The 25,434-nt window shown below is 49.4% G+C and carries 34 protein-coding genes; 17 read left to right on the plus strand and 17 right to left on the minus strand.

Features of this window, described 5'->3' with window-relative positions:
• Nucleotides 1-11: 11 nt before the first annotated feature.
• Complete coding sequence (locus ACNA6I_RS13090) at nt 12-671, minus strand: DUF4097 family beta strand repeat-containing protein (protein WP_416313471.1); 660 nt, start codon at nt 669-671, stop codon at nt 12-14.
• 187 nt (nt 672-858) lie between these two features.
• Between ACNA6I_RS13090 and ACNA6I_RS13095 the strand changes: the two genes are divergently transcribed.
• The 3 genes from ACNA6I_RS13095 to ACNA6I_RS13105 are packed head-to-tail and all read left to right on the plus strand — an operon-like array spanning nt 859 to nt 2,397.
• Nucleotides 859-1,011, plus strand: coding sequence for a hypothetical protein (locus ACNA6I_RS13095; protein WP_053428394.1), 153 nt, complete (start codon nt 859-861; stop codon nt 1,009-1,011).
• Between the two features lie 5 nt (nt 1,012-1,016).
• Nucleotides 1,017-1,760 (plus strand): MerR family transcriptional regulator, encoded by a 744-nt coding sequence (locus ACNA6I_RS13100; protein WP_416313765.1) that lies wholly within the window; start codon nt 1,017-1,019, stop codon nt 1,758-1,760.
• Nucleotides 1,750-2,397 carry a GAP family protein gene (locus ACNA6I_RS13105; RefSeq protein WP_416313472.1) on the plus strand — a complete coding sequence of 216 codons (648 nt, stop codon included), beginning with the start codon at nt 1,750-1,752 and terminating at the stop codon, nt 2,395-2,397. The genes ACNA6I_RS13100 and ACNA6I_RS13105 overlap by 11 nt, the downstream gene beginning before the upstream one ends.
• A 44-nt stretch (nt 2,398-2,441) precedes the next feature.
• Here ACNA6I_RS13105 and ACNA6I_RS13110 read toward each other — a convergent pair whose 3' ends face one another.
• From ACNA6I_RS13110 to ACNA6I_RS13125, 4 genes are all read right to left on the minus strand, one after another.
• Nucleotides 2,442-3,833 (minus strand): GntP family permease, encoded by a 1,392-nt coding sequence (locus ACNA6I_RS13110; protein ID WP_416313473.1) that lies wholly within the window; start codon nt 3,831-3,833, stop codon nt 2,442-2,444.
• 81 nt (nt 3,834-3,914) lie between these two features.
• The gene (gene pdxA / locus ACNA6I_RS13115; protein ID WP_367259203.1) at nt 3,915-4,928 is read right to left on the minus strand and encodes a 4-hydroxythreonine-4-phosphate dehydrogenase PdxA; all 1,014 of its coding nucleotides are present in this window, start codon (nt 4,926-4,928) and stop codon (nt 3,915-3,917) included.
• Nucleotides 4,925-6,232 (minus strand): four-carbon acid sugar kinase family protein, encoded by a 1,308-nt coding sequence (locus ACNA6I_RS13120; RefSeq protein ID WP_367259202.1) that lies wholly within the window; start codon nt 6,230-6,232, stop codon nt 4,925-4,927. The genes pdxA and ACNA6I_RS13120 overlap by 4 nt, the downstream gene beginning before the upstream one ends.
• Before the next feature lie 22 nt (nt 6,233-6,254).
• Nucleotides 6,255-7,013, minus strand: coding sequence for a DeoR/GlpR family DNA-binding transcription regulator (locus ACNA6I_RS13125; RefSeq protein ID WP_349665690.1), 759 nt, complete (start codon nt 7,011-7,013; stop codon nt 6,255-6,257).
• Between the two features lie 236 nt (nt 7,014-7,249).
• On the opposite strand from ACNA6I_RS13125, the gene ACNA6I_RS13130 reads away from it, so the two are divergent.
• The 4 genes from ACNA6I_RS13130 to ACNA6I_RS13145 all read left to right on the plus strand — a co-directional run bounded on the left by ACNA6I_RS13130 (nt 7,250) and on the right by ACNA6I_RS13145 (nt 8,726).
• Nucleotides 7,250-7,726 carry a DUF2975 domain-containing protein gene (locus ACNA6I_RS13130; RefSeq protein WP_416313474.1) on the plus strand — a complete coding sequence of 159 codons (477 nt, stop codon included), beginning with the start codon at nt 7,250-7,252 and terminating at the stop codon, nt 7,724-7,726.
• A 10-nt stretch (nt 7,727-7,736) separates the two neighbouring features.
• Nucleotides 7,737-7,955 (plus strand): helix-turn-helix domain-containing protein, encoded by a 219-nt coding sequence (locus ACNA6I_RS13135; protein WP_063190886.1) that lies wholly within the window; start codon nt 7,737-7,739, stop codon nt 7,953-7,955.
• Nucleotides 7,956-8,065: 110 nt separating this feature from the next.
• Nucleotides 8,066-8,359 carry a hypothetical protein gene (locus ACNA6I_RS13140; RefSeq protein ID WP_416313475.1) on the plus strand — a complete coding sequence of 98 codons (294 nt, stop codon included), beginning with the start codon at nt 8,066-8,068 and terminating at the stop codon, nt 8,357-8,359.
• A gap of 19 nt (nt 8,360-8,378) precedes the next feature.
• Nucleotides 8,379-8,726 carry an SH3 domain-containing protein gene (locus ACNA6I_RS13145; protein WP_416313476.1) on the plus strand — a complete coding sequence of 116 codons (348 nt, stop codon included), beginning with the start codon at nt 8,379-8,381 and terminating at the stop codon, nt 8,724-8,726.
• A gap of 376 nt (nt 8,727-9,102) precedes the next feature.
• On the opposite strand, the gene ACNA6I_RS13150 is transcribed toward ACNA6I_RS13145, so the two are convergent.
• Nucleotides 9,103-9,345 carry a hypothetical protein gene (locus tag ACNA6I_RS13150; protein WP_416313477.1) on the minus strand — a complete coding sequence of 81 codons (243 nt, stop codon included), beginning with the start codon at nt 9,343-9,345 and terminating at the stop codon, nt 9,103-9,105.
• Nucleotides 9,346-9,505: 160 nt separating this feature from the next.
• Here ACNA6I_RS13150 and ACNA6I_RS13155 point away from each other — a divergent pair, with 160 nt between their 5' ends.
• Nucleotides 9,506-9,928 carry a helix-turn-helix domain-containing protein gene (locus ACNA6I_RS13155; protein ID WP_416313478.1) on the plus strand — a complete coding sequence of 141 codons (423 nt, stop codon included), beginning with the start codon at nt 9,506-9,508 and terminating at the stop codon, nt 9,926-9,928.
• An 82-nt stretch (nt 9,929-10,010) separates the two neighbouring features.
• On the plus strand, nt 10,011-10,490 hold the full coding sequence (locus ACNA6I_RS13160) for a hypothetical protein (RefSeq protein ID WP_416313479.1): 480 nt from the start codon (nt 10,011-10,013) through the stop codon (nt 10,488-10,490).
• 26 nt (nt 10,491-10,516) lie between these two features.
• Here ACNA6I_RS13160 and ACNA6I_RS13165 read toward each other — a convergent pair whose 3' ends face one another.
• The 3 genes from ACNA6I_RS13165 to ACNA6I_RS13175 are packed head-to-tail and all read right to left on the minus strand — an operon-like array spanning nt 10,517 to nt 12,822.
• Entirely contained in the window at nt 10,517-11,854 is a 1,338-nt protein-coding gene (locus ACNA6I_RS13165) for a replicative DNA helicase (RefSeq protein ID WP_416313480.1), read from the minus strand.
• Complete coding sequence (locus tag ACNA6I_RS13170; protein WP_416313481.1) at nt 11,811-12,113, minus strand: hypothetical protein; 303 nt, start codon at nt 12,111-12,113, stop codon at nt 11,811-11,813. The genes ACNA6I_RS13165 and ACNA6I_RS13170 overlap by 44 nt, the downstream gene beginning before the upstream one ends.
• Nucleotides 12,103-12,822 (minus strand): hypothetical protein, encoded by a 720-nt coding sequence (locus ACNA6I_RS13175; protein ID WP_416313482.1) that lies wholly within the window; start codon nt 12,820-12,822, stop codon nt 12,103-12,105. The genes ACNA6I_RS13170 and ACNA6I_RS13175 overlap by 11 nt, the downstream gene beginning before the upstream one ends.
• A gap of 256 nt (nt 12,823-13,078) precedes the next feature.
• Between ACNA6I_RS13175 and ACNA6I_RS13180 the strand changes: the two genes are divergently transcribed.
• On the plus strand, nt 13,079-13,747 hold the full coding sequence (locus ACNA6I_RS13180; protein ID WP_416313483.1) for a haloacid dehalogenase type II: 669 nt from the start codon (nt 13,079-13,081) through the stop codon (nt 13,745-13,747).
• A 40-nt stretch (nt 13,748-13,787) separates the two neighbouring features.
• Here the strand turns inward: ACNA6I_RS13180 and ACNA6I_RS13185 are convergent, their stop codons facing one another.
• From ACNA6I_RS13185 to ACNA6I_RS13200, 4 genes are all read right to left on the minus strand, one after another.
• Nucleotides 13,788-14,615: a GNAT family N-acetyltransferase gene (locus ACNA6I_RS13185; protein WP_416313484.1), complete on the minus strand. Its 828-nt coding sequence runs from the start codon at nt 14,613-14,615 to the stop codon at nt 13,788-13,790.
• 25 nt (nt 14,616-14,640) lie between these two features.
• Nucleotides 14,641-14,877 (minus strand): hypothetical protein, encoded by a 237-nt coding sequence (locus ACNA6I_RS13190; RefSeq protein ID WP_416313485.1) that lies wholly within the window; start codon nt 14,875-14,877, stop codon nt 14,641-14,643.
• Between the two features lie 580 nt (nt 14,878-15,457).
• On the minus strand, nt 15,458-15,766 hold the full coding sequence (locus ACNA6I_RS13195; protein WP_416313486.1) for a hypothetical protein: 309 nt from the start codon (nt 15,764-15,766) through the stop codon (nt 15,458-15,460).
• Between the two features lie 85 nt (nt 15,767-15,851).
• Entirely contained in the window at nt 15,852-16,028 is a 177-nt protein-coding gene (locus ACNA6I_RS13200) for a hypothetical protein (RefSeq protein WP_251526164.1), read from the minus strand.
• A gap of 173 nt (nt 16,029-16,201) precedes the next feature.
• Between ACNA6I_RS13200 and ACNA6I_RS13205 the strand changes: the two genes are divergently transcribed.
• From ACNA6I_RS13205 to ACNA6I_RS13220, 4 genes are all read left to right on the plus strand, one after another.
• Nucleotides 16,202-16,882: a response regulator transcription factor gene (locus ACNA6I_RS13205; RefSeq protein WP_416313487.1), complete on the plus strand. Its 681-nt coding sequence runs from the start codon at nt 16,202-16,204 to the stop codon at nt 16,880-16,882.
• Nucleotides 16,879-18,723, plus strand: coding sequence for a sensor histidine kinase (locus ACNA6I_RS13210; protein ID WP_416313488.1), 1,845 nt, complete (start codon nt 16,879-16,881; stop codon nt 18,721-18,723). Before ACNA6I_RS13205 ends, ACNA6I_RS13210 begins: the two co-directional genes overlap by 4 nt.
• Nucleotides 18,724-18,854: 131 nt before the next feature.
• Nucleotides 18,855-19,370, plus strand: coding sequence for a hypothetical protein (locus ACNA6I_RS13215; protein WP_063190897.1), 516 nt, complete (start codon nt 18,855-18,857; stop codon nt 19,368-19,370).
• A gap of 301 nt (nt 19,371-19,671) precedes the next feature.
• Nucleotides 19,672-20,607, plus strand: a complete 936-nt coding sequence (locus ACNA6I_RS13220) for an LCP family protein (RefSeq protein WP_416313489.1) — start codon at nt 19,672-19,674, stop codon at nt 20,605-20,607.
• Between the two features lie 91 nt (nt 20,608-20,698).
• Here the strand turns inward: ACNA6I_RS13220 and ACNA6I_RS13225 are convergent, their stop codons facing one another.
• The 4 genes from ACNA6I_RS13225 to ACNA6I_RS13240 all read right to left on the minus strand — a co-directional run bounded on the left by ACNA6I_RS13225 (nt 20,699) and on the right by ACNA6I_RS13240 (nt 23,751).
• Nucleotides 20,699-21,241: a GNAT family N-acetyltransferase gene (locus ACNA6I_RS13225; RefSeq protein WP_416313490.1), complete on the minus strand. Its 543-nt coding sequence runs from the start codon at nt 21,239-21,241 to the stop codon at nt 20,699-20,701.
• 49 nt (nt 21,242-21,290) lie between these two features.
• Nucleotides 21,291-21,800, minus strand: a complete 510-nt coding sequence (locus ACNA6I_RS13230; protein ID WP_416313491.1) for a GNAT family N-acetyltransferase — start codon at nt 21,798-21,800, stop codon at nt 21,291-21,293.
• Between the two features lie 151 nt (nt 21,801-21,951).
• Nucleotides 21,952-22,947, minus strand: coding sequence for a hypothetical protein (locus ACNA6I_RS13235; protein ID WP_416313492.1), 996 nt, complete (start codon nt 22,945-22,947; stop codon nt 21,952-21,954).
• 75 nt (nt 22,948-23,022) lie between these two features.
• A complete protein-coding gene (locus ACNA6I_RS13240; protein ID WP_416313493.1) occupies nt 23,023-23,751 on the minus strand; it encodes a hypothetical protein in 729 nt (242 codons plus the stop codon).
• A 142-nt stretch (nt 23,752-23,893) separates the two neighbouring features.
• Here ACNA6I_RS13240 and ACNA6I_RS13245 point away from each other — a divergent pair, with 142 nt between their 5' ends.
• The 3 genes from ACNA6I_RS13245 (at nt 23,894) to ACNA6I_RS13255 (ending at nt 25,403) form a co-directional block, all read left to right on the plus strand.
• Nucleotides 23,894-24,244: a hypothetical protein gene (locus ACNA6I_RS13245; protein ID WP_416313494.1), complete on the plus strand. Its 351-nt coding sequence runs from the start codon at nt 23,894-23,896 to the stop codon at nt 24,242-24,244.
• Nucleotides 24,245-24,473: 229 nt separating this feature from the next.
• Nucleotides 24,474-25,097, plus strand: a complete 624-nt coding sequence (locus tag ACNA6I_RS13250; protein ID WP_416313495.1) for an HNH endonuclease family protein — start codon at nt 24,474-24,476, stop codon at nt 25,095-25,097.
• A 63-nt stretch (nt 25,098-25,160) separates the two neighbouring features.
• Nucleotides 25,161-25,403, plus strand: coding sequence for a hypothetical protein (locus ACNA6I_RS13255; RefSeq protein WP_048005410.1), 243 nt, complete (start codon nt 25,161-25,163; stop codon nt 25,401-25,403).
• Nucleotides 25,404-25,434 lie beyond the last annotated feature (31 nt).

Raw genomic sequence — 25,434 nt, forward strand, 5'->3', positions numbered from 1 at the left:
CCTTCTTCACGTCAGTCGATCCTCACTCCGCCAGACCTCGTCTCCACCTTCACGTCATGGGTGCCATCCCCCGATACCCCGCTGACTCCCTTCTTCGATGATGATTTCTCTTCAAGCGTCACGCCGATCGACTGGCTCCCGCTATTGGTCGACACATCAAGGGCGAGATCCGGGCTATCCTCTTCAAAGCGCACCGCTGCCTTTCCGCTCCTGGTCTTGATCGTGATGGGTGCGTGAAGTTCGGCCACGTGGAGATTCACGTCTCCGCTGCTGGACTCGACCTCAAGTTCCTGTGCACCCAGATTTTCACCCGACACGTTCCCCGAGGATCCATCAAGGACGATTTTTCCCGTAAAGGTTTCCGGGATCCTTACTTCCAATGATGGCTTCTTCTTCAGATTCACCAGGCGGGTGATGTCACTGTCCATCTTGATCGTCAGTAGGTCGCCGTTGCGGTCGAGGATCACGCCCGGCCCACCGTCATACACGGTCATATGGGTCTCCACATCTTCCCCCTCACCAACTGTCACCTTGACATCCGTACTGGCAAAATCCACGGCCACTTTCCCCAGATCCCCCGCCGATTCCTTCTGTACCAGCACCTCTTCCGACCCTTCCCGGCATCCCGCCAGCACCATCGCACTCACGATGACCAACATGATTTTCTTCATTGATCCTTCCTCCTTTGGTGCATGGGGACGGTTCCGATGCGTCAAAAAAGTGGCGCACACGAACCGTCCCCATGCGTCATGCCCATTATAGAAGATGACGCAGCGTCACCTTCAACTGATAAGGTGTTTCGTTCTTGCAAGTGACGTAACGTCATCTTTTATACTGAAAAAAAGGAGGAGATTCGGAATGAAGAAAGAAGATATGGTGATATACGGATGTGTCATCGCCGGCGCCGGGATCGGGCTCGTATTCGATGCGGCGATTCCAGGGGTGCTTGTCGGACTCGGTTTGGGGTACGTGTTGAAATCCGGTATGGCGACGAAGGATAGAGAGGAATGATGAGGGTGCTCCATATCAATGACGTAAAGAAGATGAGCGGGGTGTCGGTGCGGACGCTACGCTATTATGATCAGATCGGCCTGCTGATTCCTGCAGGGAAGACGGACGGCGGACACCGTCTCTATACATCGGCGGAACTGAAAAAGCTTCAACAGATCCAGTTCCTGAAGTCGATCGGCTTTCAGCTGGCGGAAATCGGGGAGATCCTCGAGTCGAAGGAGTGGGACTGGGCCGAGAGCCTGAAGAAACAGCTGTCGTATGTCCTCAATGAAAAGGACAGATTGTCCGATATTGAGAAATCCCTGCGCGAGCTTATGAACGGCCTCGCGATTGACGGGGAGGAATTCCAAATCTCGAAGATCATGAGCCTGTATGCCAGGGGCAAGAAGGACTCCCTCCTGAAGTCGCGGGATGACTGGGATGTGCATGACGAACGCGTACTTGAGCGCCTGCCGAATATGAACAGCACCGACCCCGATTCCCTCGAGTGGATCGCCCTCCTCGGCCAGCTCAAGAAGTATATGGACCTTGGTCCATCCCACCCCAGGATCCAGAGCATCATCCGCCGCATGGACGAGAAGCGCGCACTGGACTTCGACGGCGAAGATGCGTTCCTCGACCAGCTCTGGGAGATCCGCATGTGCCCCGAGAAATCCGAAGAACACCGCCTCTATCCCGTCGATCAGGACGTCCTCGAGCTGATGGCCGAAGCGTACGATCTCTATCTGGAGGAACCGGATGGGAACTGAACTCCTCCTCTACCTCGGCGGCCTGGCCCTCCTCGACACCCTGAGCCCGACGATCATCGGCGTCACCCTTTATCTGCTTTTAGGCAATCAACCAAGGACAGCATCGCGTCTCTTCGTCTACCTGTCCACCGTGGCCATCCTTTACGTGGTCCTCGGCATCATCATGATGCTCGGCTTCACATCCATACTCGACGCCTTCAGCTCACTGACCGAGCATGTCATCGTCAGCAGGACCCTGTTCGCCATCGGCGTGATCCTCTTCATCGCAAGCTTCTTCATCCCCACCAACAAGAAGCGCACCATCCCGCTGCCGAAAACGGAAAGCCTCCTGTCGATCACCATCATCGGCCTCACCACCTTCGTCATCGAAGCCGGCACCGCATTCCCTTATTTCGCGGCCATCGGGCTCATGACGTCTGAAGGAATCCCCCTGTATCTCTGGCTCCCCACCCTGATCATTTATACCTTCATCATGGTTCTGCCTGCGGTATTGATCTTCATCGCATATCGCTTGATGGGAAAGTGGCTGGAGGCACCTTTGGAGAAACTGAGGCTGAAGCTTGCGGAGCATTCGAATTCGGCTCTGAGCTGGGTGATGTGCATCGTGGGGGTGGTATTGATCTTGAATACAATCTAAAAAACCGGATCAAATGGAGTTCGATCCGGTTTTCGTTGTATAGATCAGAAGATGAAGTCAGCTACCAATAGCATGACGAGGGATACACCCCATGCGAGGGTGGTTGGAACCGACCAGACAAGGATCTGTTCCTTTACGTTTTTGATTCCTAGCATTCTATTCAATACCCAGAACAAGCTGTCATTGAAGTAGGAGAAGATCATCGCACCAAGGGCACATGCTTGAGCAGCCAAGACAAGGTTCACATCAAGCTGGGCAATGATCGGTGCGGAGATGGATGCTGCGGTAATCATCGCAACCGTCCCACTTCCCTGAACAAGTCTTACAATCGTAGCAATCAGGAACGGCACGAGGATGGCAGGCAGAGCCAATTGAGAGATTTGCTCAGCGATATAATCTCCAGATCCACTTGCACGAAGGATGTTTCCTAGTGCTCCACCGGCTCCGGTAACGAGAAGGATGATTCCAGATGATTTAATTCCTTCTTCCATACGATCCAATGTATCCAGGCGTTTCATATTGTTGGTCAAGGTGTAGATGGCAATGATCAGACCGATTCCTACAGCGATCACAGGGTTACCGAAGAACTTAATATACGATAATAGCTGTGCGTTAACGCTCACCGTCCCCGCGTCTGCCAAGGCCGTCAGTGTCGTATTAAAGAAGATTAATAGAATCGGGAAAACAATCGGCATCAGTGACTTTGTCAAAGATGGGAGATCCTTCGTCCTTTCCGATTCAAGCTCCAAGAATTCAATATACGCTTCTTGCTTGGAAGGCCGGATGAACTCATCTCCTTCTTCAGCAGGCAACTGATAAATTTTCTTCCCGATCCACTTCGCATAAAACACTCCTACAATTACAATACCCAGTCCAAAAACCAATCCAGAAAGAATCATCATCCCGATATCAACACCGAAGATCCCCGCTACCCCCAATGGACCCGGTGTCGGTGGAACCGCATGGTGGGTCGCAACGAGACCTACACCAAGAGCCACTCCAAGTCCGACGACGGATTTACCCGTTTTTCTTGAAAGCGCTTTAACTAAAGGGTTTAAGATAACGAAGGCAGAGTCTACAAAGATCGGGATGGAAATCAGATAACCCGCTGCCGCCATGGCCCACTCTTCCTTCTTCTTTCCTAATGTCTTCACCAAGCTGTATGCCAATCGTTCAGCAGCACCCGACAGCTCGAGGATTTTCCCCATCATGACACCAAAACCGATGACCACACCGATCGAGCCCAGGGTCGTTCCAAATCCGGTCGATATCTCCCCTACAACCTTGTCAGGTGCCATCCCTCCGATGATCCCAGTCACGGATGCGGATATAATCAGCGCAAGGAATGCGTGAATCTTGGTTTTCACGACAAAAAAGATGAGTAAAATGACTCCGACAACCAAACCACCGATCATTTGCATAGCAGTTGCTTCCATATCCAAGTCCCCCTTGTTCGTCCTATATTTTTATTGAGTCAAAGGCAGGAACTCTCCTGCCCATGACCCTCAACCCCTTTTTTAAGCCATTGTCTCCCGTGTGAAGCTCGGTGCATACTGAGCTGCCAGGTGGATACATTCTTCCATGCTCTCGCTTGAGGCAATGTTTTTTCCAGCGATATCAAAGGCCGTACCGTGATCAACGGACGTGCGCAGGAACGGAAGACCGTTGGTGATCGAGATGGTTTTGTGGAAGTCCGTCATCTTCGCCGCGATATGCCCTTGATCGTGATAGAGTGATAGAACTGCATCGTATTTGCCTTGAAGAGCTTGGAAGAAGACAGAGTCAGCAGGTACCGGGCCGACTGCGCTGATTCCTTCTGCAACGGCAGCTTCGATTCCCGGCTTGATTTCGTTTACTTCCTCCATGCCGAACAATCCATTTTCACCACTATGTGGGTTCAAACCGGCAACGGCGAAGTGGCGCTTTTCTACGCCAAGACGTTGAAGGGCTTTGTCACAGCGGATCAAGTAATCTTTCACACGCTCTTTTGTCATCTGATCAATGGCATCCTTCAATGAAAGATGGCGCGTAAGGAAGAAGATCCTCATGTTCCGCACTTGGAACATCGTGAGGGGATCTTTTGTATTCGTCAGTGATTCTAGCATTTCAGTGTGACCGATATAAGGAACTTTTGCCGCTTTAAGTGACTCTTTATTGATTGGAGTCGTTGCCATTGCCTGAACCGATCCTTCTGTCGCAAGCTTGACCGTATGTTGGATATATTCAAATGCAGCCTTTCCGCACTGAGCTTGCACTTCTCCATACTTCATCTCTTCAATATTGATGTTTTGAAGGTCAATGACATCGATTGTTCCATGTTCGAACTTTCCATCTTCAGGGTTTTCGATCGTATTGATCTCGAGTCCTGTTTGGGTAATGGCGATGGCCTTTTTTAGGACCGACGCATCCCCTACGACAACCGGCTTACACTCTTCGTAAATTTTTTCTGATGCCAGTGATTTAACTGTGATTTCCGGACCGATCCCTGCAGGATCTCCCATTGGGATGGCGATGATTGCTTTTTCATTCATAGTTGAACACTCCTCTTTGTGTTTTTGGTCATTAAGTATTTCACACTTGTATAAATGGCTTTTTTATCCCCGATCATGCCGCCTTTGGTCACGACAGGCAATCCGTCGAGATGACCTCCGATGAAAGATCCATATGCGGCAAGCGGCAACACTTCATCCTCCAGGCGAATACCGCCTGCACGGCTGATGGCACATAGAGATGCTGTGACGTCTCCCCCACTGGAGAAGCAGCCTTGAATGTCGTTCCTTCTCTTCTCGATCACGACTCGGCTGATCTTCGCCAAGCCATCGGAGATCCTCTTGGCAAGTGCATCCTGACTGACTCCTTCTTCCAGGGCCAGCGTACGCAGGTCGAGGATCTTCGGATTGGTTGAATAGGTCGTTATGAGAAGGACCGTTTCTTGATCGATGCGCTCCAACGCTTCCGCCGTCGCCCGCTCGATCTCTGTCTCCCATGATTCAGAGAATGTTGCAAGTTTCGCAGCGTCCACGAACACCGGCGAGGTATTGGTTTTATCAATCAAATAATTGATCTGTCTTCCCGTATGGGTGGTGACACTTCCGATGGTCACGACGATTTTCTTCGAATCGACCATTCGATGGTGTGCAGACCGTGCATAGGCTGCCGTTAGCGGACCCGGATCGATGGGAATCAATCGGCGATCTGTGATTTCTGCCATTGCTTCGGCAATTGCTTCGATTTCCTCATCGGTGACAGCATCGAACACAAGAATACGGGTACCCTTATCAACCTGTTCTTTTATAGCGCTTACAATTTTCTGTTTGCCTGCCAATACGGTTTCAAGACCAACGTGGCTTACTTTATTTTCACTCTGCTTTTGAATCAAGCCTGGTACGTAAGACTGGGTGATCGGCATGACAGGATCTTTTGCCACATCGGTCTCTTGCACGGGTACACCATCGACAAGAAGGTAACCACCGGATGTGATCCTTCCTGAGCTCGGGAAGGAAGCGACCACGATGCCGATCGTGTCCTCACCTAACCGACTCAGCATCGTGTCGATCTCGTACCCGATCTTCCCCCTGACCGTACTGTCGATCCGCTTACATAGAATGCCTGCTCCCCATCGTTCCAGCTCGTCCATTGCCCGGTTGAGCCGTCGGTCGATCACCTCATCCGGGGCGTATCGGCTGTCGGTATCGATGCAAACCGCCTCTACACCAGCATCCGCTATGATTTCCCGATCATACACAATCGTCGAAGCCGGGAAGCCCGTCTTCGTAAGGCGGACGCCGGTTGCGTTCGCTCCAGTTAAATCATCTGCTATAACGCCAATCTTCATAATCACTGCCCCCTCTGTGCTGCTATATGACTTCCACCATGTTGGAATACCTGTTCCGCGTTTCAGGATTGATTCCCTCATCGACGATCATGCCTGCCAGATCTGAGATCCCGCATACCTTGGCAAATGACTTATGCTGGAATTTACTCGAATCCGCCACAAGCCAGGTTTGCTGTGCTGAAGCCAGCATCGCTTTCTTGATAGCCGCTTTCTCATAGGTAGGTGCGGTGACACCAGCTTGTTCCTCAACGGCGTGGGCCCCTAGGAAGAACAGATCTACATGAACACCCTGGAGGAATTCCTGTGCAGATGGTCCGAAGAGCGCTCCCACTTCTGACTGCAGCTCTCCCCCGGTCACCATCACTTTGGATTTCGCTTCAAGAAGTTCAAAGGCAATACGGATATCATTGGTGATGATCGTCAGCCCTTCGATTTCTTTAATTTGCTTCGCAATTTCCAAGGTTGTCGTCCCGGAATCAAGGAACAAGGACGAACCCGGTTTTATAAGTGGGATCGCTTTGGTTGCGATCTCCCGTTTGTACTCAATGTTCTTGCTTTCCTTCCACATATACGGTGTTTCCGCTATGATCGGGTCCGGTAATACCGCGCCCCCATGCGTCCGGATCAACTTCCCTTCCTTTTCTAGAAAGGCAAGATCCCTTCGGATCGTCATGGCCGATACTCCGATATTGTCCAATAGCTCTTCCAACTCGACCTTCCCAGTCTGCTGGAGCTTTTCGATGATGATGGAATGCCGTTCTTCAGGTATCAAGAACTTCACCTCCATTTCGTTATCTTGATTTCATTATGTTCGAAACGAACAAAATAGTCAAGTTTATTTGTTTATTTTGAACATAAAATGTTTTTTATTTGATCAAAACGAACACATTTCCTTAGGCTTAAATTAATACTTCTCCTCTTTTTTCATAAATTATATTAATTCATAATAATATTTTATTGTAAATCAATAAATAAGATGATACATTCATCTATAAGAAACCATAAGAGGTGACCTACATGAAACAAGGCTCAACACTATTCCTCAAGGTCGTTCTGTTCTGCATGGGCATCCCCGTCCTCGCTATTTGCGTCGCAGGGGCCGTCCAATTGGTCCGGAACCCAGCTGATCCGGAGTACGCACCATTACTCTATCCAGCCGTTGTGCTGATCTATATCACCGTGATCCCTTTCATCATGGCACTGGTCCAATCCTATTCGCTCCTTGGGCTCATCGATCGCCAAGAGGCGTTCTCCGCTCGCTCCGTGACGATCCTGAAGAAGATCAAACGGTATGCTCTCACGGTCAGCGTTCTCTACGTTGCCGCGTTCCCGTTCGTCTTCATGGTCGCTGACAAGGATGATGCACCGGGTCTGATCCTCGTTGGGCTCGTCCCGATCTTCGCCTCCCTCGTCATCGCGGTATTCGCTGCCGTCCTCCAAAAATTATTACGTGAAGCCATTTTCATTAAAACTGAAAATGATTTGACGGTGTGAGGAGGATACGATGGGAATCATCATTCATATCGACGTCATGCTGGCCAAACGGAAGATGAGTGTCACGGAGCTGTCCGAGAGAGTCGGTATCACCATGGCCAACCTTTCCATCCTGAAGAATGGGAAAGCCAAAGCCATCCGTCTTTCCACCCTTGAAGCGATCTGCAAAGCGCTGGACTGTCAGCCCGGGGATATTCTGGAGTATGTGAAAGAAGATGAAGCGCCTTGACACCTTCATCTATAAAAAACGCCATCTTCCTGAGACAGGGAGATGGCGTTTTTTGTCCACCGGAATCCTCAAATGTGGTAATATATTCTAAAACAAAACTAGGAGGCTCAATGAACCAAACTCTTAACAACGCGTCCTTTATCGCCACCCTTATCTGCATCTCCCTGTTCTTCCTTGCCACTTCATCATCCATGATCGTCACCTTTACAGAATACAAGCTCCATATCCACCCATTATCCATCGTCCTTGTTCTTACCCTCCTCTCCTTCCTTGCCGGATTTGCTGGACTATCCAGGGTGGACAATGGCAGGACCTACGCAAAAAGCATGACAACGATCCTGTTATCAGCAATTCTTATACTGATCACTGGATGCATCTTGGTGATGGGGAGCCTTTTTGGCTAACCATGAAAGGAGTCTAAGCATGAACCAATACGTCGTCATCAAGCCAAACCACTCCACCTATCCGGATCCCATTACGTTAAAAACTGGGGACAAGGTCATCTATGGAAAGGAAGACACCGAGTACCCCAACTGGATCTTCTGTACCTCCCCATCAGGAAAGAAGGGGTGGGTACCGAAACAAATCCTTTCGCAGGATAAACGACCCCACTTCGCTACGGTATCCGAGGACTATTCAGCCCATGAACTCACGGTGGAGGCAGGAGAAACGTTGACCGGTTTGCGTCAACTGAATGAATGGACCTTCTGCCGCAGGGACACCGGTGAGGAAGGCTGGATCCCAGATATTTGCCTTAAGAAGATAACGTAAAGCCACCTATTGTCGGGTGGCTTTTGCTGTTGCCTGAATACAAACAAGAAACTGACTGACACTAAGAGGACATTCATGTATAAACTGAAAGGAGATCGACTGTGAAAACATTCTTGATTACATTACTCGCTTCAGGTCTCGTTATGAGGCATAACCTGAACTGGCACCGCAGGATTCTTACGCTTTCTATTCCAGGAGCCCTAATTGGTGCTTTGGTGTTGGCGGAGTATATCAGGTATCGAGAAAGGGATATAAGCTGAGGGAAAAAAGAGCCCATCTATTTTTACATGAAGGCTCTTTTTATATAGATAAAACATTCCAACCCCTTCTCTGATTGCCCACATTTCCATCCCCATCCAAATTCTCTGCTATGTCATCACCTTCTATCGTTCATTCCGTCTCTATTTCGCCACTTAGATCGCATATTATAAAGAAAATCACTCCCAAAAAACACCGCCGCCCCCACCAGCATGATCGTGAATGAAGCCCCTGTCTCGGACGTCTTTACATACGAATAAACGGAATGCCCCAACAGAACGATCAATAAAATGGAGAAGGCAGTCCCACTCGCTTTTGTTGAATTCCTCTTTTCTTCCTCCGTCATCTTTCTGAAGAACATGTTTTGCCCCCTCTCCTTTTTCGTTTTCCTCCACTATACACCTATTGACAAAAATTGTATCCCCCCCTCCCTTCAATCCCATCAGTGGCATATTCAGGAGTCTATTGGTATGATAAGCTCCGGCAAAGGGAATTGAACATCGATTGGAGAGACAGAAGAAATGAAGAAGATTGAAGTGGATACATTGATCGAAGGCGGCCACAGCATGATGAACAGTGTCGTGGTGGATACGGCGATGGAACTGAGCGGGGCTCACTTTGTGGTGAAGCTTGATGAGCTGTTAAAAGAGCGGGGAGTCACCCAGAAGCAGCTGGCCGAGATGACGGGGATGAGGGTCGGAACGATTTCTGAAATCGTTAATGGAAAGGGAACCTCCATTAATAAAACTCAGCTCTTTTCCATCATGGCAGCCTTGAAGGTCACGCGCCTGAGCGATCTCTATGAGGTGGTCCTTCCTGAAGAGATGCGCAAAGAATATCTGATGCTCAAAGACGAATGGGTGAACGAACGCAAGATGCCCCTGGCCGTCAAAGAGATGTATAAGAAGAACGTGTTGAAGGCTTCCGGCCTTTCACTTGATTAATCAACCATACGCCCCATTAGCAGGGCGTATTTTTTTATGGAGAGGAGACATCCTATACGAAAAAAGGGACGAGGTATGACAAATGAAATCATGGTATGTTCTCTTCATTTTATTAGGTTTCATCCATCCTCATACTATTGCAGGAGGATCCATGCCGGAACAGGCTCTGCTCGAAGACATGCGGGAAGACGGATACATAGGGATCGAGGATGCCGTTGCTGCGTTCGAAGATCAGCAACAGATGGAGGTCAAGCTCCCCCGTCCCCCATTTCACGCCACGATTGCACTGGGGAAAGCCTCCCCTGACACACTGACCCTCCAGTGGTTCAACACGGTCAACCATGCCCATATCCGGGTCACCATCGGCAGCCGGCCATCCCTCAACAAGAGCCATGCGGTTGTTGTCACTCTGAAGGACGGTGTCAAAGCATTTTACAGGGAGGATCCGCCTCATCACACCCTGTCATTTATCAGCGGCGGGCTCACGTACGACATCTACACCAGTGAACCGGTTGTCACGAATCAACGCGAGATGGTGGAATTCGCCAATAGCTTCAACTAGCTACGGCCCTGTTTTCAGGGTCTCTTTTAGTGCTTCATCGTTCTTCCCTTTTTCCCCACAAACCGCCCAAATTCCTTCATAAACTCCACCTTCACCGTCCCCACCGGACCATTACGATTCTTGGCGATCTTGATTTCCACTTCCCTCCCGCTCTTCGTGTCGGTGTGATAGTAGTCATCACGGTAGAGGAACAGGACGACGTCGGCATCCTGCTCGATGTTGCCGGAGTCGCGGAGGTCGGTGAGGCGCGGGCGTTTGTCTTCCCTGGATTCTACGCCCCGTGACAGCTGGGAGAGGAGGATGATCGGGATGCCGAATTCTCGGGCCATTCCCTTCAGCTCCTTGGTGATGTAGCCGATGGCGAGGTCGTGGCGGTCGAACCGGCCTTTCACCGTGATGAGCTGGAGGTAGTCGATGAGGACGAGGAACGGCTTGTCGGGATGCTCCTGTTTCAGGGTGAGGATCTGCTGCCTCATCTCCTGGAGGGTGATCATCCCATTTTGCGACAGCTCGAAGTCCGATTTGTATACGTCGTTAAGGGCTGCATGCATCTTGGGCATTTCGTCGACGGTCAAGTACTTATAAGGGTTATTCCACTTCATCATATTGATGCCCGTAAGGCTTGAGAGCAGGCGCTGCATGACTTGACGCGACGACATTTCCAGGGAAAAGGTGAGGGCGACGCCGTCTTGTTTGATGCACTCCCACGCGAGCTGGATCGCGAACGCGGTCTTCCCCATGGACGGGCGTGCCGCCAGGATGATGAGCTCACCCTCCTTCCATCCCCCGGTCAGGGCATCGAGGGACTCGAAGCCCGTCGCGACACCCGGCAATCCTTCCCGCTCATGATAGAGAGATTCATAGAGCTCCACCATCAATTCCTTCTTCGACTCTTCCTGATGCGTCATATGGGGCTTCATGCTCGCAAGCGCCTTGTACAGATCATGGGCCGATTCCGGCGTGTAGTCCCGGAGGAATTCATAGGCCGAGTCCCTTATAAGGGCGAGCTCATACTGCTTCAGGACGAGGGATTCGAAGTGGGCGACATTCGCCGCCGTCGGGCAATGGGCCGCAAGCTCCAAGAGGAACTGCACCCCGCCGACCTGCTCCACATCTTCCCGCAGCTCGTCCACAAGGGTGACCGGGTTGACATCCAGCCCCTTTTCCTCAACCGCCCGCATGGCGGCGAAGATCCTCCGGTTATGCCATTGGCTGAAATGCTTCTCCTCCAAGGTGATGTCCCCGATTACACCCGGCTCCAGAAGCACGGCCCCAAGGATCATGCTTTCTGCCTCAAGGATCTGACGCAGCAGCTTCTCCTCATTCCCAGGGTGGTACTGCTCGATATCCCTTACACTGTTCAATGCGTTCCGCCCCTTCCTTTTCCCATCTCAAGATCATGTCCTTCAGGCGCGTCTCCTCGACAGGCTCCTCGTACAATTCACTTACGCTCGGTAAAAATCGGCTTTCACGAATGTGCACCGTCAGCCTTTGTTGCACCCGTTCATACGTGCATCTCTTCAGCTCTTCTGCCCATACCTCCAGCATCGACCGCGATAAGGGCTGATTCGGATAGGCCGCCTGCATCCTCTCCAACACCTTCCCCAGTTCATCACGCGTCATGGTGCGGAACCACATCATCGAACAATTCGTGGAACTTCGCCATCACGGTATCCCCCTGTTCCTTCCGTGACTCCCACACCTTCTCGATGTAGATGGCGCTGTTGATCGTCCCCTTCTCGGCAAATAACGCCTCCATGAACGCCATCAATTCCTCTTCGGATTCCTTTTCACACAGTCGTTCCAGTGCCATGGAGTCGGCAGGTGAAACGCTGAGCCCCTTCCCCCGCTTCAGGATGAAAAAGTCCGTCACCGCCTGCAGCTTGCGCGTACTCATCAATCTCTTCACAATCTTCTCTTTCTTTACAATCTTCTTTATGTTTTCACCTTCATTTCGCAGCCCTTTCACATCCATTTCACGTCCATTTCGCAAAGAAGCCCCCCAATGCTCAGGGGCACGGAGCGTGACGATCAATCCATAGGCAAACGCTTCAGTCGTCAGAATCCCCACCTTCTCCAGGCGCTTGATGGATCGATGGATCCTGGACAGGGAATACACCTCTTTCTTCCGGCCGTCATAAAACCACAAATCCTTTTGAAGCTGCTTCAGCGACGTCACATACTGCCTCGAAGACAACTCCACTTCCCCCACGCGCAACCCGGCCTTGAACGTCACATGCGTCAGCAGCCAGATGAAGATCCGCATATCCGCCTGATGATGGAACACATTCATCTCCACGATCTCATTCTCAAACTTACTCCAACCTTCCATTTCCACACCACTCCCATTTCAACATATGTATCTACTCTGTATATAGGCTCGACTTGTCGAAATGGGTACGGTCGACGAAAAAAAACCTTTTCCACGGAAGAAAAGGGTGAGAAGTAAATTTGGTTGTTGAATCTTACGCGGACTATTGTTGCCTGAATGTTCCTCCTGCACCCTATCCTTCATCCCGTTCCCGACTTTGTTTACTACCAACCAAACAGGGAAAAATAAACCCATCACTTCAAAGGAGCCGATCCCCATGACCAAACCAACCATCAAAGCATTCATATTCGACGTCTATGGCACACTCTTCGACGTCCATTCCGTGCAGGACACGTGCAACAAACACTTCCCTGACAAAGGCGAAGCCATCAGCCAATCGTGGAGGAAAAAACAGCTCGATTATTTCTTCCTGAGACAAGTGATGGGCACATACGAAGACTTCGTCACAGTCACCCGTGAGTCCCTCCGCTATGCCCTCATGGAAAACGGAGCCGAATGGACGACGGAAGCAGAAGACGAATTGATCGACGCCTACACGCACCTCACCCACTACTCTGAAGTCGAGGGCGTCCTCCAAGAGCTGAAGGACAGGGACCTTGTCATCCTGTCGAACGGCACGCAGCACATGCTCGACAGCCTGATCGAAAACGCCGGTCTCGCTCACCATTTCGACTCGGTCCTGAGCGTCGATGACGTCAAGCAGTTCAAGCCCGCCCCCGCCGCCTACACCCATGCCCTCAAGGAGCTCGACGTGAAACGTGAAGAAGTACTCTTCATGTCCTCCAACGGCTGGGACATCTCCGGTGCCAAGAACTTCGGCTTCCACACCGCTTGGATCAACCGCGGCCACGTCCCCACCGAGCAGCTCGGACTAGAGCCGGATGCGGAGTATGACGATTTAACAGGTATTCTTGAGTGGAAATAAGTAAAGGGATCCGATGCTGATATCGGATCCTTTTTTCTATCTATAAGGAAAACAGATACACTTTATAATCAAACACATTCACCAACCCAAGTCTTCTCGCAATGGCATTGGACGGCGTATTGATTTCCATGCAGTCCCAGTATGGACGCAGGCCCTGTTCCAGCCCTTCGTTAATTACCCGATGGGCGACGGCGAGCCCCAATCCTTTTCCTTGGTGCTCCTCCAAGGTCTCGATATCAATCGTGTGCTGATCACCGGCGAGGAAGCCGGAAAAACACAGGCTCACCACTTCATCATGATGCATCACCACGTACCCCATCCCTTCCTGAAAGAAGTCCTCCGGGGTGGCCCAGAACTCCAGGATCTTCGACTGAAGGAAATCAGGATTGGTGATGACCCCGGCACGATTCTCATAGAGATCCCTGCTGAGTTTCACCAATCGGTACCCTTTCTCCAGAGCGGCGGGCTCAGAATCACGAAGATGCTCCGCTTCCAATCCATACACCTTTTGCTGAAACACCTCTAACCCGCGATGTCCAAACACTTCCCTTATCACCGGTTCCCACCGTTCATGGTGACCGATGCCGATAAAGGACTGCACGCCTTGTGCCTTGGCTTCCGGTCCGATCACCTCGTCAATATATCCATTGATCTCCTGATTGAAAGCAGCATTCGTTTCACTGCCGATGAAGAAGAAGCCATCATGATTCCCCAGCCAGACTAGTCCGGTAGTGGGGGTCTGCGGGTCATCGGCAAACACTCTGCCGGGATTGATCCTTTCAAGCACCGCCTTGACCTCCAAGTGACCCTGTTCATGAATCAACCCTTTACACGTATGAAACTCACTTCGATCTAATTCAATAATCATCCCTTACTCCCCCTTACTCCCTGCATCAACTCACACTCAATATATAAACCAATAAAAACCCGATCGCATATGCCAGCACCACACTAAGAACAGAAGCAATCATCAGGGCTCCCCCCATCTTCCGGTCCCTGAAGTGATGCCAGAGGATAAACCCAGCCACCAGTGCAACCAGCGCAAGCACCATGGACGCCAACAACATGGCCGCAACCGCAGCCACCCAGCCTACAATCGTCGTGAATGTCTTTCCTCCTGTTTCGTTCATGCGTTGACCCCTCTTTCGGATTTTTCTTTTAACCTATACCTATGCGTACAGTCCGCCCATTTACCGGATTCAGAAGAAAAATAATGAAGATCGCAGCTTTTCCCAAGGATTATTTTCATGCAATTAGTGTGTGAGGAGCGCAACCAAGACGGGAAATAATAATGCGTGGATGTATGATATCAATATCCTTTTATTAGTGGCTAGTTTCTTGTACATGTTTAAATGTCCATCTTCATAAAAGACCTTCAACATAACATGTTTTTCTTTTATAGGCATGTAGATATCACACATGCCAAAGACAATCATCACCATAAGAATGGCGACTTCAAGCTTGGGTTCAAAAAGGACGATTCCACTATAGATCGTGACTGACATAATCGAAATGATTACCGGGATGATTACATATGCCGTTACTTTATTCCACCTGGACAGTACATCTAATTTTGCCTCCGAATTCAAGTCAGCACCTTCTATTCTCTAAAGCTATGTTGGACTTTATGATCGTCTCGGAATCATTAACTAATAGGATACTTTGTAAAAGTATGACAGGTTCCATACCAGCTACCCTTACGTTCTTCCCTCAATGCATGTTTATTGCAAAAAAAGCTGTAATGGCCGTGACCATACAATATTTCATCAAAGTTCCTTTATGTTTCTTGAGCTTCTCTTTTAAACGTAAGTCTCCATCGGTCCCATATACATTCATACATTCATCCTTCTCAAAGATGGGTTGATACAACACACAGTAAAGAAAAGGTGTCGCGATCAGGGCCAAAACGCTCTGGCCGTGGATATCTCCAAATGAGTAGACCAGATAAAGGACGCCTGCTCCTGCTGACATGATCGTCGGCACGAGTAAGAAGGCCAGAAATTTGTTACGAATATTCATATTTCAGTTGATGATTCGTTACTCACCCTATCACCTTCCCCTCTTTCATTTGCTAGAGCGTTAGATCCATCTACGCCCACACCACCTATAGCACTCTACCAATCAACCAAGGCACCAGATTGATGCTGATCACGCCCCACACCGTGACGGCAGCGATCCACCAGATCATAAACCGGGTCGACGGGTGCTTCTTTCTCTTCCGGATGATAACCAGGGTGATGAGTCCAAGTGGGATCATGACGGCAACTAACCATGAGACCATATCATGCACGCTCCCCTCTGTTTCATATACCCAAACTTTACCATGTAACTGGAAGAAAATGAAGGGGAAAGGGGCGGCATCCTTCTAAATGAAGATTTGAATCCTCCCCCCAAGAAGCTTATAATGAGGTGGAATTTGGAACGATGAACAAGATCCGGAAAGGTTTAGATAGGATGAAACAGACAGTGTTAATCGCAGAGGATGAAGAGATCCTCCGGGAAATCAGTAAGAATTATTTTGTGAATGAAGGCTATGAGGTATTGGAGGCAGGCGACGGAGAGGAGGCGCTCGAGCTCTTCGGGTGCCACCCCGTCGACCTGATCATATTGGATATCATGATGCCCCGCCGGGACGGGTGGGACGTGTGCCGGCAGATCCGGAAGCAGTCGGCGGTGCCGATCATCATGCTGACGGCGCGCTCCGATGAGGAGGATACGATCCAGGGATTCGAGCTCGGCGCGGATGATTATGTGACGAAGCCGTATAGCCCGAAGATCCTGCTCGCGCGTGCCAAGCGCCTCCTCCAGCAGCGCACCCAGCCCGCTCCAAAGGACGATGGCGCCTTGACAACGGGCGGTCTGCAGCTGAATCTCGGAGCCCGGACGGTAAAGGTGGCAGGTGAAGAGGTCTCCCTCACCCATACGGAATTCGAAATCCTGTCGTACCTCATGCTCAATGAGAACATGGTCATCTCCCGGGAGCAGCTGATCATCAAGATCTGGGGCTATGAATACCAGGGGGATGAGCGGTCCCTCAACACCCATATCCGGAACCTGCGCTCGAAGCTCGGGTCGTGCGCCGGGATGATCAAGACGATCGTCCGGGCCGGATACAAGTTCGAGGGACAACCATGAAGAGCCGCCTCTTCCTCAAGCTCTTTTTCCTGACCCTTGCCCTGTGCATGCTGATGGTCGGAGGAATCTATGTCGGTCAGACGCTTTTCTTCGATGAGTATTATGAGTCGAGCAAGATCGGGGAACTCTCCGACTCCATGGATGAGTTCCAGAAGGAATACCTGAAGCTCGATGACGGGGAACGGGCGAACCATGAGCTGGAACGCAGCTTCCATCAGGAGACGAATGCCTGGATCACGGTCCTCGATGAGAAGGGCTATGTGAAAACCCTCGAGGACTACACCCTCACCATCACGGGTGGATTCGTCGAGGAAGGCGGCATCGTGGCCAATATGGACCAGGAGTACACGATCCCCTTGGCCTATCTCGAAAACTCGTTATCTGATACGTCGATCCTTGAAGCCCTGCAAAACTACCGGGATCATGTTCTTGAGGTCAAGGCGATAGCAAAAGGCGACGATCTGTATCCATACGAAATGGTCGTGGATAAAGAACATCACCTGAACAACCGGGAGAGCCCCTTCGAGATCTTCGACGGCGGGATCGACAGCTACATGGACTATATGCGGAACCGGGTCCTCGACGACAGGATCGATCACACACGGGACCAATCCCTCAAGAAGAAGATCCTGTACGGGAAGGTCGATGCCACGCATACGCCGGAACAATACCCGTTCCAGATGAACCCGGTTTTATCAAATCGCGTGTTCCTGGAGCAGGTCAAAGCATTTCAGGCGGATCTGCTGCTCCGTCCGGGTCATGATCCCGTCGAGTTCTCCCCGAAGAGCTATGAGCGGAATGGCATCTCCTATAAGATCCTCGTAGACAAGAAGCTGGATGAAGACGGAATACCCCTTTATTTCATCTCGATGACGTCCCTCCAGCCCATCGATGAGGCAATGGAAATGCTGAAGGATTATTACATCTACGTGATCATCGGGGCGGTCATACTGGCCCTTCTCGGTTCCTTCTATTATTCGAAAAAGATCACACAGCCCTTGGTGAACATCAACAAGACGGCAAAGAACATGGCCAACCTTCAGTTCGAACAGCGCATCCCGATCAAGACCACCGATGAGATCGGCGAACTGTCGGAGAGCATCAACAATCTCTCCGACAACCTCCATCGTCATATCAACCAGCTGCAGCATGAGATCCAAAAGGAAAAGCAGCTCGAGCATACGCGCAAGAATTTCATAGCCGGCGTGTCCCATGAACTGAAGACACCCCTCAGCATCATCCAGAGCTGCACGGCGATCCTACAGGACGGCCTTGCCAAGGACCGCACGGATCACTATTTTGAAGCCATCAACCGGGAAGTGAGCCGGATGGACCGACTCATCGTCGACATGCTCGAGCTCGCCAAGTACGAGTCCGGCACCTTCCAGCTCCAGCCGGAAGCGTTCCCCGTCAAAGAGGCGATCCAAAACGTGTTCAATCAGCTCATGATGAAGATCCAGGAGAAACAGCTCCAGATCCACATGGACGTGGCAGACGTCACCGTGCTCGCCGATCAGCACCGCATCGAGCAGGTGCTCAGCAACTTCCTGTCAAACGCCATCAAACACACACCGGCAGCGGGACAAGTGACCATCGAAGCCCATCCCGAAGACGGCCACGTGCGGATCAGCATCATCAACGAAGGCGAGCCCATCGAAGAAACCCAGCTGAAGAGGATCTGGGACCAGTTCTATCAAGAGAAGAAAGCCGGACGGGCCAAAGACGGCACCGGCCTCGGACTCGCCATCGCAAAGAACATCCTGAAGCTCCATGACGCAGAGTACTCCGCTCAGAACACGGACAGCGGCGTTTGTTTTTCGTTTACGTTGAAACAGATGTAGCTGCCAAACCTTTGCCCTGTCGCGTACAAATAGCTCTCCTCCAAGGGGTTGTAATCTAAATGATTTATTTGTAAATAAACTGATACAAAAGGTCGAATCATGTGTTACAATCTTTTGGGAGGTGAGTAAGTATGAAAAAATTCTTAGTAGTCGTACTTGTTGCGCTGCTCTTGGGAGCTTGTGGCGCAACGGAAACGAAGGAACCAAAGTCTGTCGATTCCAGTGAAAAATCCAAGAACGAAGCCAATAAGGAAGAAACCAAAAAGGAAGAGCCTAAGAAGCTTAACCAGGAAATCGCTGACACAGAAAACATCAAAGCAACCTTGATTTCTGTGGAAAAGAAAAAAGACGATGTGTTTGGTGATACCATTGAGGTCATGTTCGAGGTTGAAAATAAACGTGATGATACCATCGAAGTTCAAGCAAGGGAAGTTTCCGCTGACGGAAAGATGGTCGATGAGGGAATGCTCAGCATGAGCCAAGAAATTTCAGGTGGCAAGAAAGCCGATGCTATCCTTACCATCCAAAGCTATGACGAAGGAAAAGAGATTCCTGAGCTAAAAGAAAATCTCGAAATGATCCTTTATGCTTTTTCATGGGATAACATGGACTTTGAAGAAGAGCACAATGTAAAAATAGACTTCTAACATAGGGGAGGGCGACTTGAAAAAGTCCCCTCTTTTTTTGTTTCGATCAATGCAACGGCATACCCCTCTCCTCTTACTCTCCGGGCTTTTCTGTCCCCATGTAACATTTATATTTCCTCTACTTCACTATTCCCTTCTCAACATTTCACTTTCACTCTGAAGATTTCCATCGCCATCTTCACCTCATCTTTATCTCCCTGCTATACAGTAAGAAATGATGCGGATACGCGCATATGGGATTTTCGACAGTCGTGAACGACCACATAGAGAATGAATTTCACACATGAAAGGTGGATACACAGTGAAGCGTACAGTCAGACGTAAACGAATCAGAAAAAGAAGGGTCGGTCTTCTCCTTATCGTCGCCCTCCTCCTCGCCTTCGGGGTCAAAGGGTATATCTTCGCCAACGGGAATTCGCCCCTTCATAAGACCAGCGCCGAAGAGGAAACGGAATTCAACGGATCGGACGAGCAGGTCGACAACACCAATGTCCTCATCCTCGGAAGCGATGCACGCGGGGACGAGCGGGCACGGGCAGATACGATCATGATCGCCAACTACTCCTCGAACACGAAGGAGCCTAAGATCGTCTCGATTATGCGGGATACCTACGTCCATATCCCGGAGCACGGATACAACAAAATCAACGCCGCGTATGCTTTCGGAGGGGCAGAACTCATGAGGCAGACGATCGAGGAAAACTTCGGCATCCCCATCCACTCTTATGCTGAGGTCAACTTCAACTCGTTTGAAGAGATCGTCGACGCCGTCGCACCGGACGGGATCGAAGTGACGCCGACGTATGAAATGACCCAGGACAAAAAAGCCCTCGGCGTCCAACTGACCGAAGGCACACAAAAACTCCACGGCAAGGAGCTCCTCGCCTACAGCCGCTTCCGCCACGACGGGAACGGCGACTACGGACGCATTGAACGCCAGCAGGAAGTCTTCGGCAAGCTGAAGGAAGAAGTAAGCAGCTTCTCCACCATCACCAAACTGCCGAAGATCGTTCGCATCGCCTACAACTCCGTCGACACCAACGTCCCTTACCGCACCCTCCTCTCGGTCGGAACCGATGTGGTGCGCGGCAAGACCAAGGACGTGGAAACCATGCGCCTCCCAATGGATGACACCTACCATAACACCCGTTATGATGTCGGTGCCGTCCTGGAATTTGATGAAGGCGGGTTGGAAGAGAATGCGGCTGAAGTGCAGGCGTTTTTGGAGGAATCATGATGGGGAAAACCATAAAAAAAGAATAGCCAATATGAAGATTGTTAACCTAACAAAACCCAGAGTTCATGACTCTGGGTTTTATATGCTTCCATTAATAAAGGTAGCCCAATAAATCTAAACATCCATTTTCCCACGTCACATTTCCGATTTCCTTCATCATTAGTTCATTCATGACTTCCATTCCCAAACCTAAAGATTTATGATTTTCATTATCTATTTTGAGCCATGTACATTCGTTCATTACGGATCGGTATCCATTCTTCAAATACAAACCCTTATCATCTGCAAATAAAAGTAAGAAATCAATCGACTTATCTTCACTGAATTTTTCAATTTCTGAAAGCAACAAAGAGCCTAATCCATTTGAGCGGTATTCCTTTTTGACACATAGATCAATGACTCCAAGAACGTTTATTGGAAGGCCATTTAGATTCATGACTCGATAATCCAGCCCTACTTGAGCAACAAGTATATGGTCATCATTCAAAACCAAGTATCTAAAATGAGGCAATTGCTTAAAATAAATTCTTTCCTTCGGATAATCCTCTCCAAAACTCTCCGACAGTAGCTCTTGAATACTTCTTCTTGCCACATCATCTAGCTCATACTCGTGTACTCTTTTGATTTTCAACATTTTTCACCTGTCCTACATTAATCCGTTTAATCCTTGAGCGCAATGAGACCTATACGATACGGGAATAGTACGCGACATCGGCAACCCTGCCCAGCAAATTCGATTCGGGCAACACCGCTACCAACGTAAATCCTAGTTTTTCGATTAACTTCTTTGACTGCACATTTTCATTATCGATCGTAGCCGATAGGCGTTTAAGATGTAATGTGCTTCTACAATGCTCGATGACCGCGGACACCGCTTCATACGCAAACCCGCATCCCCAATGCTTCCTCATGAAGCGATAACCTATTTCCCCAAGATACCCTTCTGCTATAGTTGGAATCATGACGTCCCCGATGAATTCATCCGTCTCTTTTAATGCCACCGTCCATTTTGTTTCAGTACGATTCCTGATCATTTCTATCATGGCGTGTTCATCATGAGGGGGATTGATTCCGAGGTATTTTCTTACTTCCTCGTGGTTAAACATTTGAAGCATGTTAGGGATGTCTTTTTCCGCTCTCGGACGTAAAACCAATCGTTCTGTTTGAATGATTGGTGCTTCTTTATTTGTCATGATGGATTCCAGCCTTTCGTGCATTGTGTAAATAAAAATGGTCACATTATCTATATGCTAGGTCAATGTTGAGATCCCTGTTCTTCTGACGCTACTTAACTCTTCAGGGGTGTGTAGCGTGGACAGGCTTTTATACAGGTAGAGGCAACCATTAACCTTTATCAAATATCTCTTGTTTGTTTTCCACTATTCTGGCTACTTTCATATTGACACGTGGAACTCCATCTTTTTGATAATAATCATTTATTATAGGCTCTACTTCATAGTTGTCTGTACAAAGGATCTTAGGAGAAAATTGCTCAACATTCATGTCGCCATAACCTTTGACACAGTTCGCCATTGTATCCAGTGCAATTAAACTTAAAGGTCTTCCTTTGTTTAGCCACGTTTTCATTCTCTCCCAGGTTGGGAAGCATACGGCTGCCAGCCTTCCCCAATTATCGTTAAAACTCGTGGAAGTTGACTCAATCCAATCAAGTACGTTACTTGAACGGAAGCGGTGTAAGCAGGTAAAAGCCGCTATTGGCAATTCTTTTTCATCTACCAGTTTCAATTTCCCAAAGATATTACTTAATCCCTCTTCGGATGGCAAACTACTGGCTGTCGCCCAAGAAATCGGGTAAAGTAAATCTTCGTCATAATTCTCCCAAAGTTCTCTTACCCACCCTGAAGCAGAAGCACCTAAAACATCAGCTACAATTTCCAACATTCTCGATTTCACTTCGTAATTTCCGGTTACATAAAACCTAGATTTCACTGAACTCAAAGTCTTTTGGATATCGTGTTTTTTAAGGGCATTTATTACATCATCCTCAAGAAACCATCTGGTGATCGAAAAGTCTAATAAAGACTCCAAATTATCTTGAACATTTCGTAATGTGGGGGCTTTATCTTTTTTTGTTACAACTATATCTTCTTCTGGTTGGTAAGCCTCTCCGTTCTCTTCATAAAAATCATCATGCAATGAAAATTTATTAGGGGAATGAACAACCGCTAAGTTGTACCATTCAATAGGTCGTAATGAATATTTCACTAACCTTTCGTGACATTGATTGCATAATTTATAAGGTTGACTAGGGTCATCAGATGTTTCTACAACGTTAATCTCGTTTCTTTTACAGGCTTCACACAAATCAGTTATCGCCACTGACACCACTCCCTTTTATTGCATATATATTAATGCCCACCCCAAAACCGATACTCATAAAGATCAAAGTCCATTTCATGCTCCAGAAAACGCTGGAAAAAATCCCTTCTCTTCACGTGGAATCTCAAAGGAGCCAGTCACCGGATGCGCTGCTGACAGGAGGAAGATCCTTCGGCACTCATCCAGGGGGATGCCGGTCACGCCTTCTTCCCCCACGCGGATCTTGGACTCATCCTTCAGAGCATTCCATCCGATTTCCCAGATGATCTCTTCTGCTGAAACCCCATACGGGGACGGCTTATTCTCAACAAACAACCCATGGTTGGCCGCCCTTTCGATGGCCGAGGGACAGTCCACATGGGAGCCGGTATACATATAGTAATCCGTCCCAAAATGGATGAAGAGCCGGTCCTCGCTATACAGCTGGCACCAGATGAAATCTCGTAGCACCATCTTCATGACCAATCGCACGTCATCCAGGCTGATCAAGGAGTCTTCTTTCAGCACGAGTCGTTCGAATTCGTTTTCATATAAAGAGGTCGCCCGATTTTCTTCTGTGATATGCTCCTCGAGCCCCAGGATCCGCACGAAATGGATGCCGCTTTCCTCCATGAAGGCCATGGCAGCATCCAGATAGGCTGTCTCCATCCGAAGATAGTCATCGAGCGTCAATTCGTTTCCATCAAAGGTTTTTCCTATCTCAGAAGGGGAAGTCCAGTCTTCTACTACTGCGTAGTGGCCATGCTCATCCCTATTATCCGGATTGTACTTCGTGACGCGCCACTGATGATGGATTTGTTTCACGAGCCGATTCCTCCATTATTCCCGTCATGTAATCCTTATGCTTCTTTCACTATATCATATATTTTTCCAATATTATCAAATTATTTGTAGTATAATGGAAACAAGATTCATTTCCGGAAGGACAGATCAACAGGGGGTATGTATGAATAAGAAAAAGGTGATTCGGATTGTGTCCGTTCTCTCTCTAGGAACCGTTCTATTAACGTTATGGGCTGTTTTTTCTTACCAAGAATCTGATAAATTCGGTGGATTTCCAGTCCCTCAATTAGCGAAGAAAACAGTGAGTCGGGAGGACTTTGAATCGTTCACATGGGCTGGTACTTCTGAAGCGAAGGAGGATGGACTTCCCTTCCTTTACCGTTCGCATATCAAAGCGGGAGAATGGAAAAAAACGTTTAGAGAAGGGACTCTGACGACGTATGAAAAAGGTGAACATAAAATTGATGTGATCGCGCAAACAGGCTATCTTTCCATAAACGTTAGTAGAGAGTAGTCGTGTATTCTGCATGAACCAATCCCTTAATAATAAGGTGGTTGGTCCTTTTTCATTTCAAGACATTCTTTCACCACCAATTTTAAAAATCCAAAAGAAGTCTGAATCTTTACAAAAAACCTCTTGTAAACCTCTCACTCCCTCCCCTATCATGGCAGTAGTGGCACCTTACCCCAGTATGCGCATCCATCAGATGTTCATATAAAAAACTACATACAGGAGGCTCTCCATGTTCAAGAAAACCATGTTGTTTGTCGTTGCCCTTGTCCTTTCCTTCTCCCTGTTCCTGCCGTCCGCGTTTGCCACTCCGCCTGTCACGCCGTCGAAAGCGACGTCCCAGTCCCAGCTGAACGGACTCACGGTGAAGAGCGAGGGGGCGATGACCGGCTACTCCCGGGACAAGTTCCCCCACTGGATCAGCCAGGGCGGCGGATGTGATACCCGCCAGGGCGTCCTGAAGCGCGATGCCGATTCGTACAGTGGCAACTGCCCGGTGACGTCGGGCAGCTGGTACAGCTATTATGACGGCGTCACGTTCACCGATCCTTCCGACCTCGACATCGACCACATCGTCCCACTAGCCGAAGCATGGCGCTCCGGGGCCAGCAGCTGGACCACCGCCCAGCGCGAGGCGTTCGCCAATGATCTGAGTGGATCCCAGCTCATCGCCGTCTCCGCGAGCAGCAACCGATCCAAGGGTGACCAGGACCCATCCACCTGGCAGCCGCCCCGTGCCGGTGCGAAATGTGGCTACGCCAAATGGTGGATCAGCACCAAGTCCAAATGGAACCTAAGCCTGCAATCGTCCGAGAAGACCGCCCTTCAAGGGATGCTGAACAGCTGCGTATACTGATAGAATAAAAGAAAAACGGACGATCCTCACCGGGATCGTCCGTTTCAAACAGGAGGCCAAACCATGGAAACCAAATCAACCACGTTCAACGCAAGCCACGGCGTCATGACCGAGGAAGTCGGCGTCATCAGCGGGGAGCTTGAGCTCGTCACCACCTGCGATGAAGATGGCATCCTCTCCCTCAAGATCACCTATGTGGGTGCAGAAGAATGGTACACCCTGCCCGGTGAGGAGTATCGGCTGTTTGATGCCCGGGATCATGAGGTGGTTCATGGCATGCTGGTGAAGGTCCTGGAAAGAAGCTGAGTTTCTACTAAAATATAATCAATGCCAAAGA

Source organism: Rossellomorea sp. FS2 (genome assembly GCF_047915635.1).
GTDB lineage: Bacteria > Bacillota > Bacilli > Bacillales > Bacillaceae_B > Rossellomorea > Rossellomorea marisflavi_A.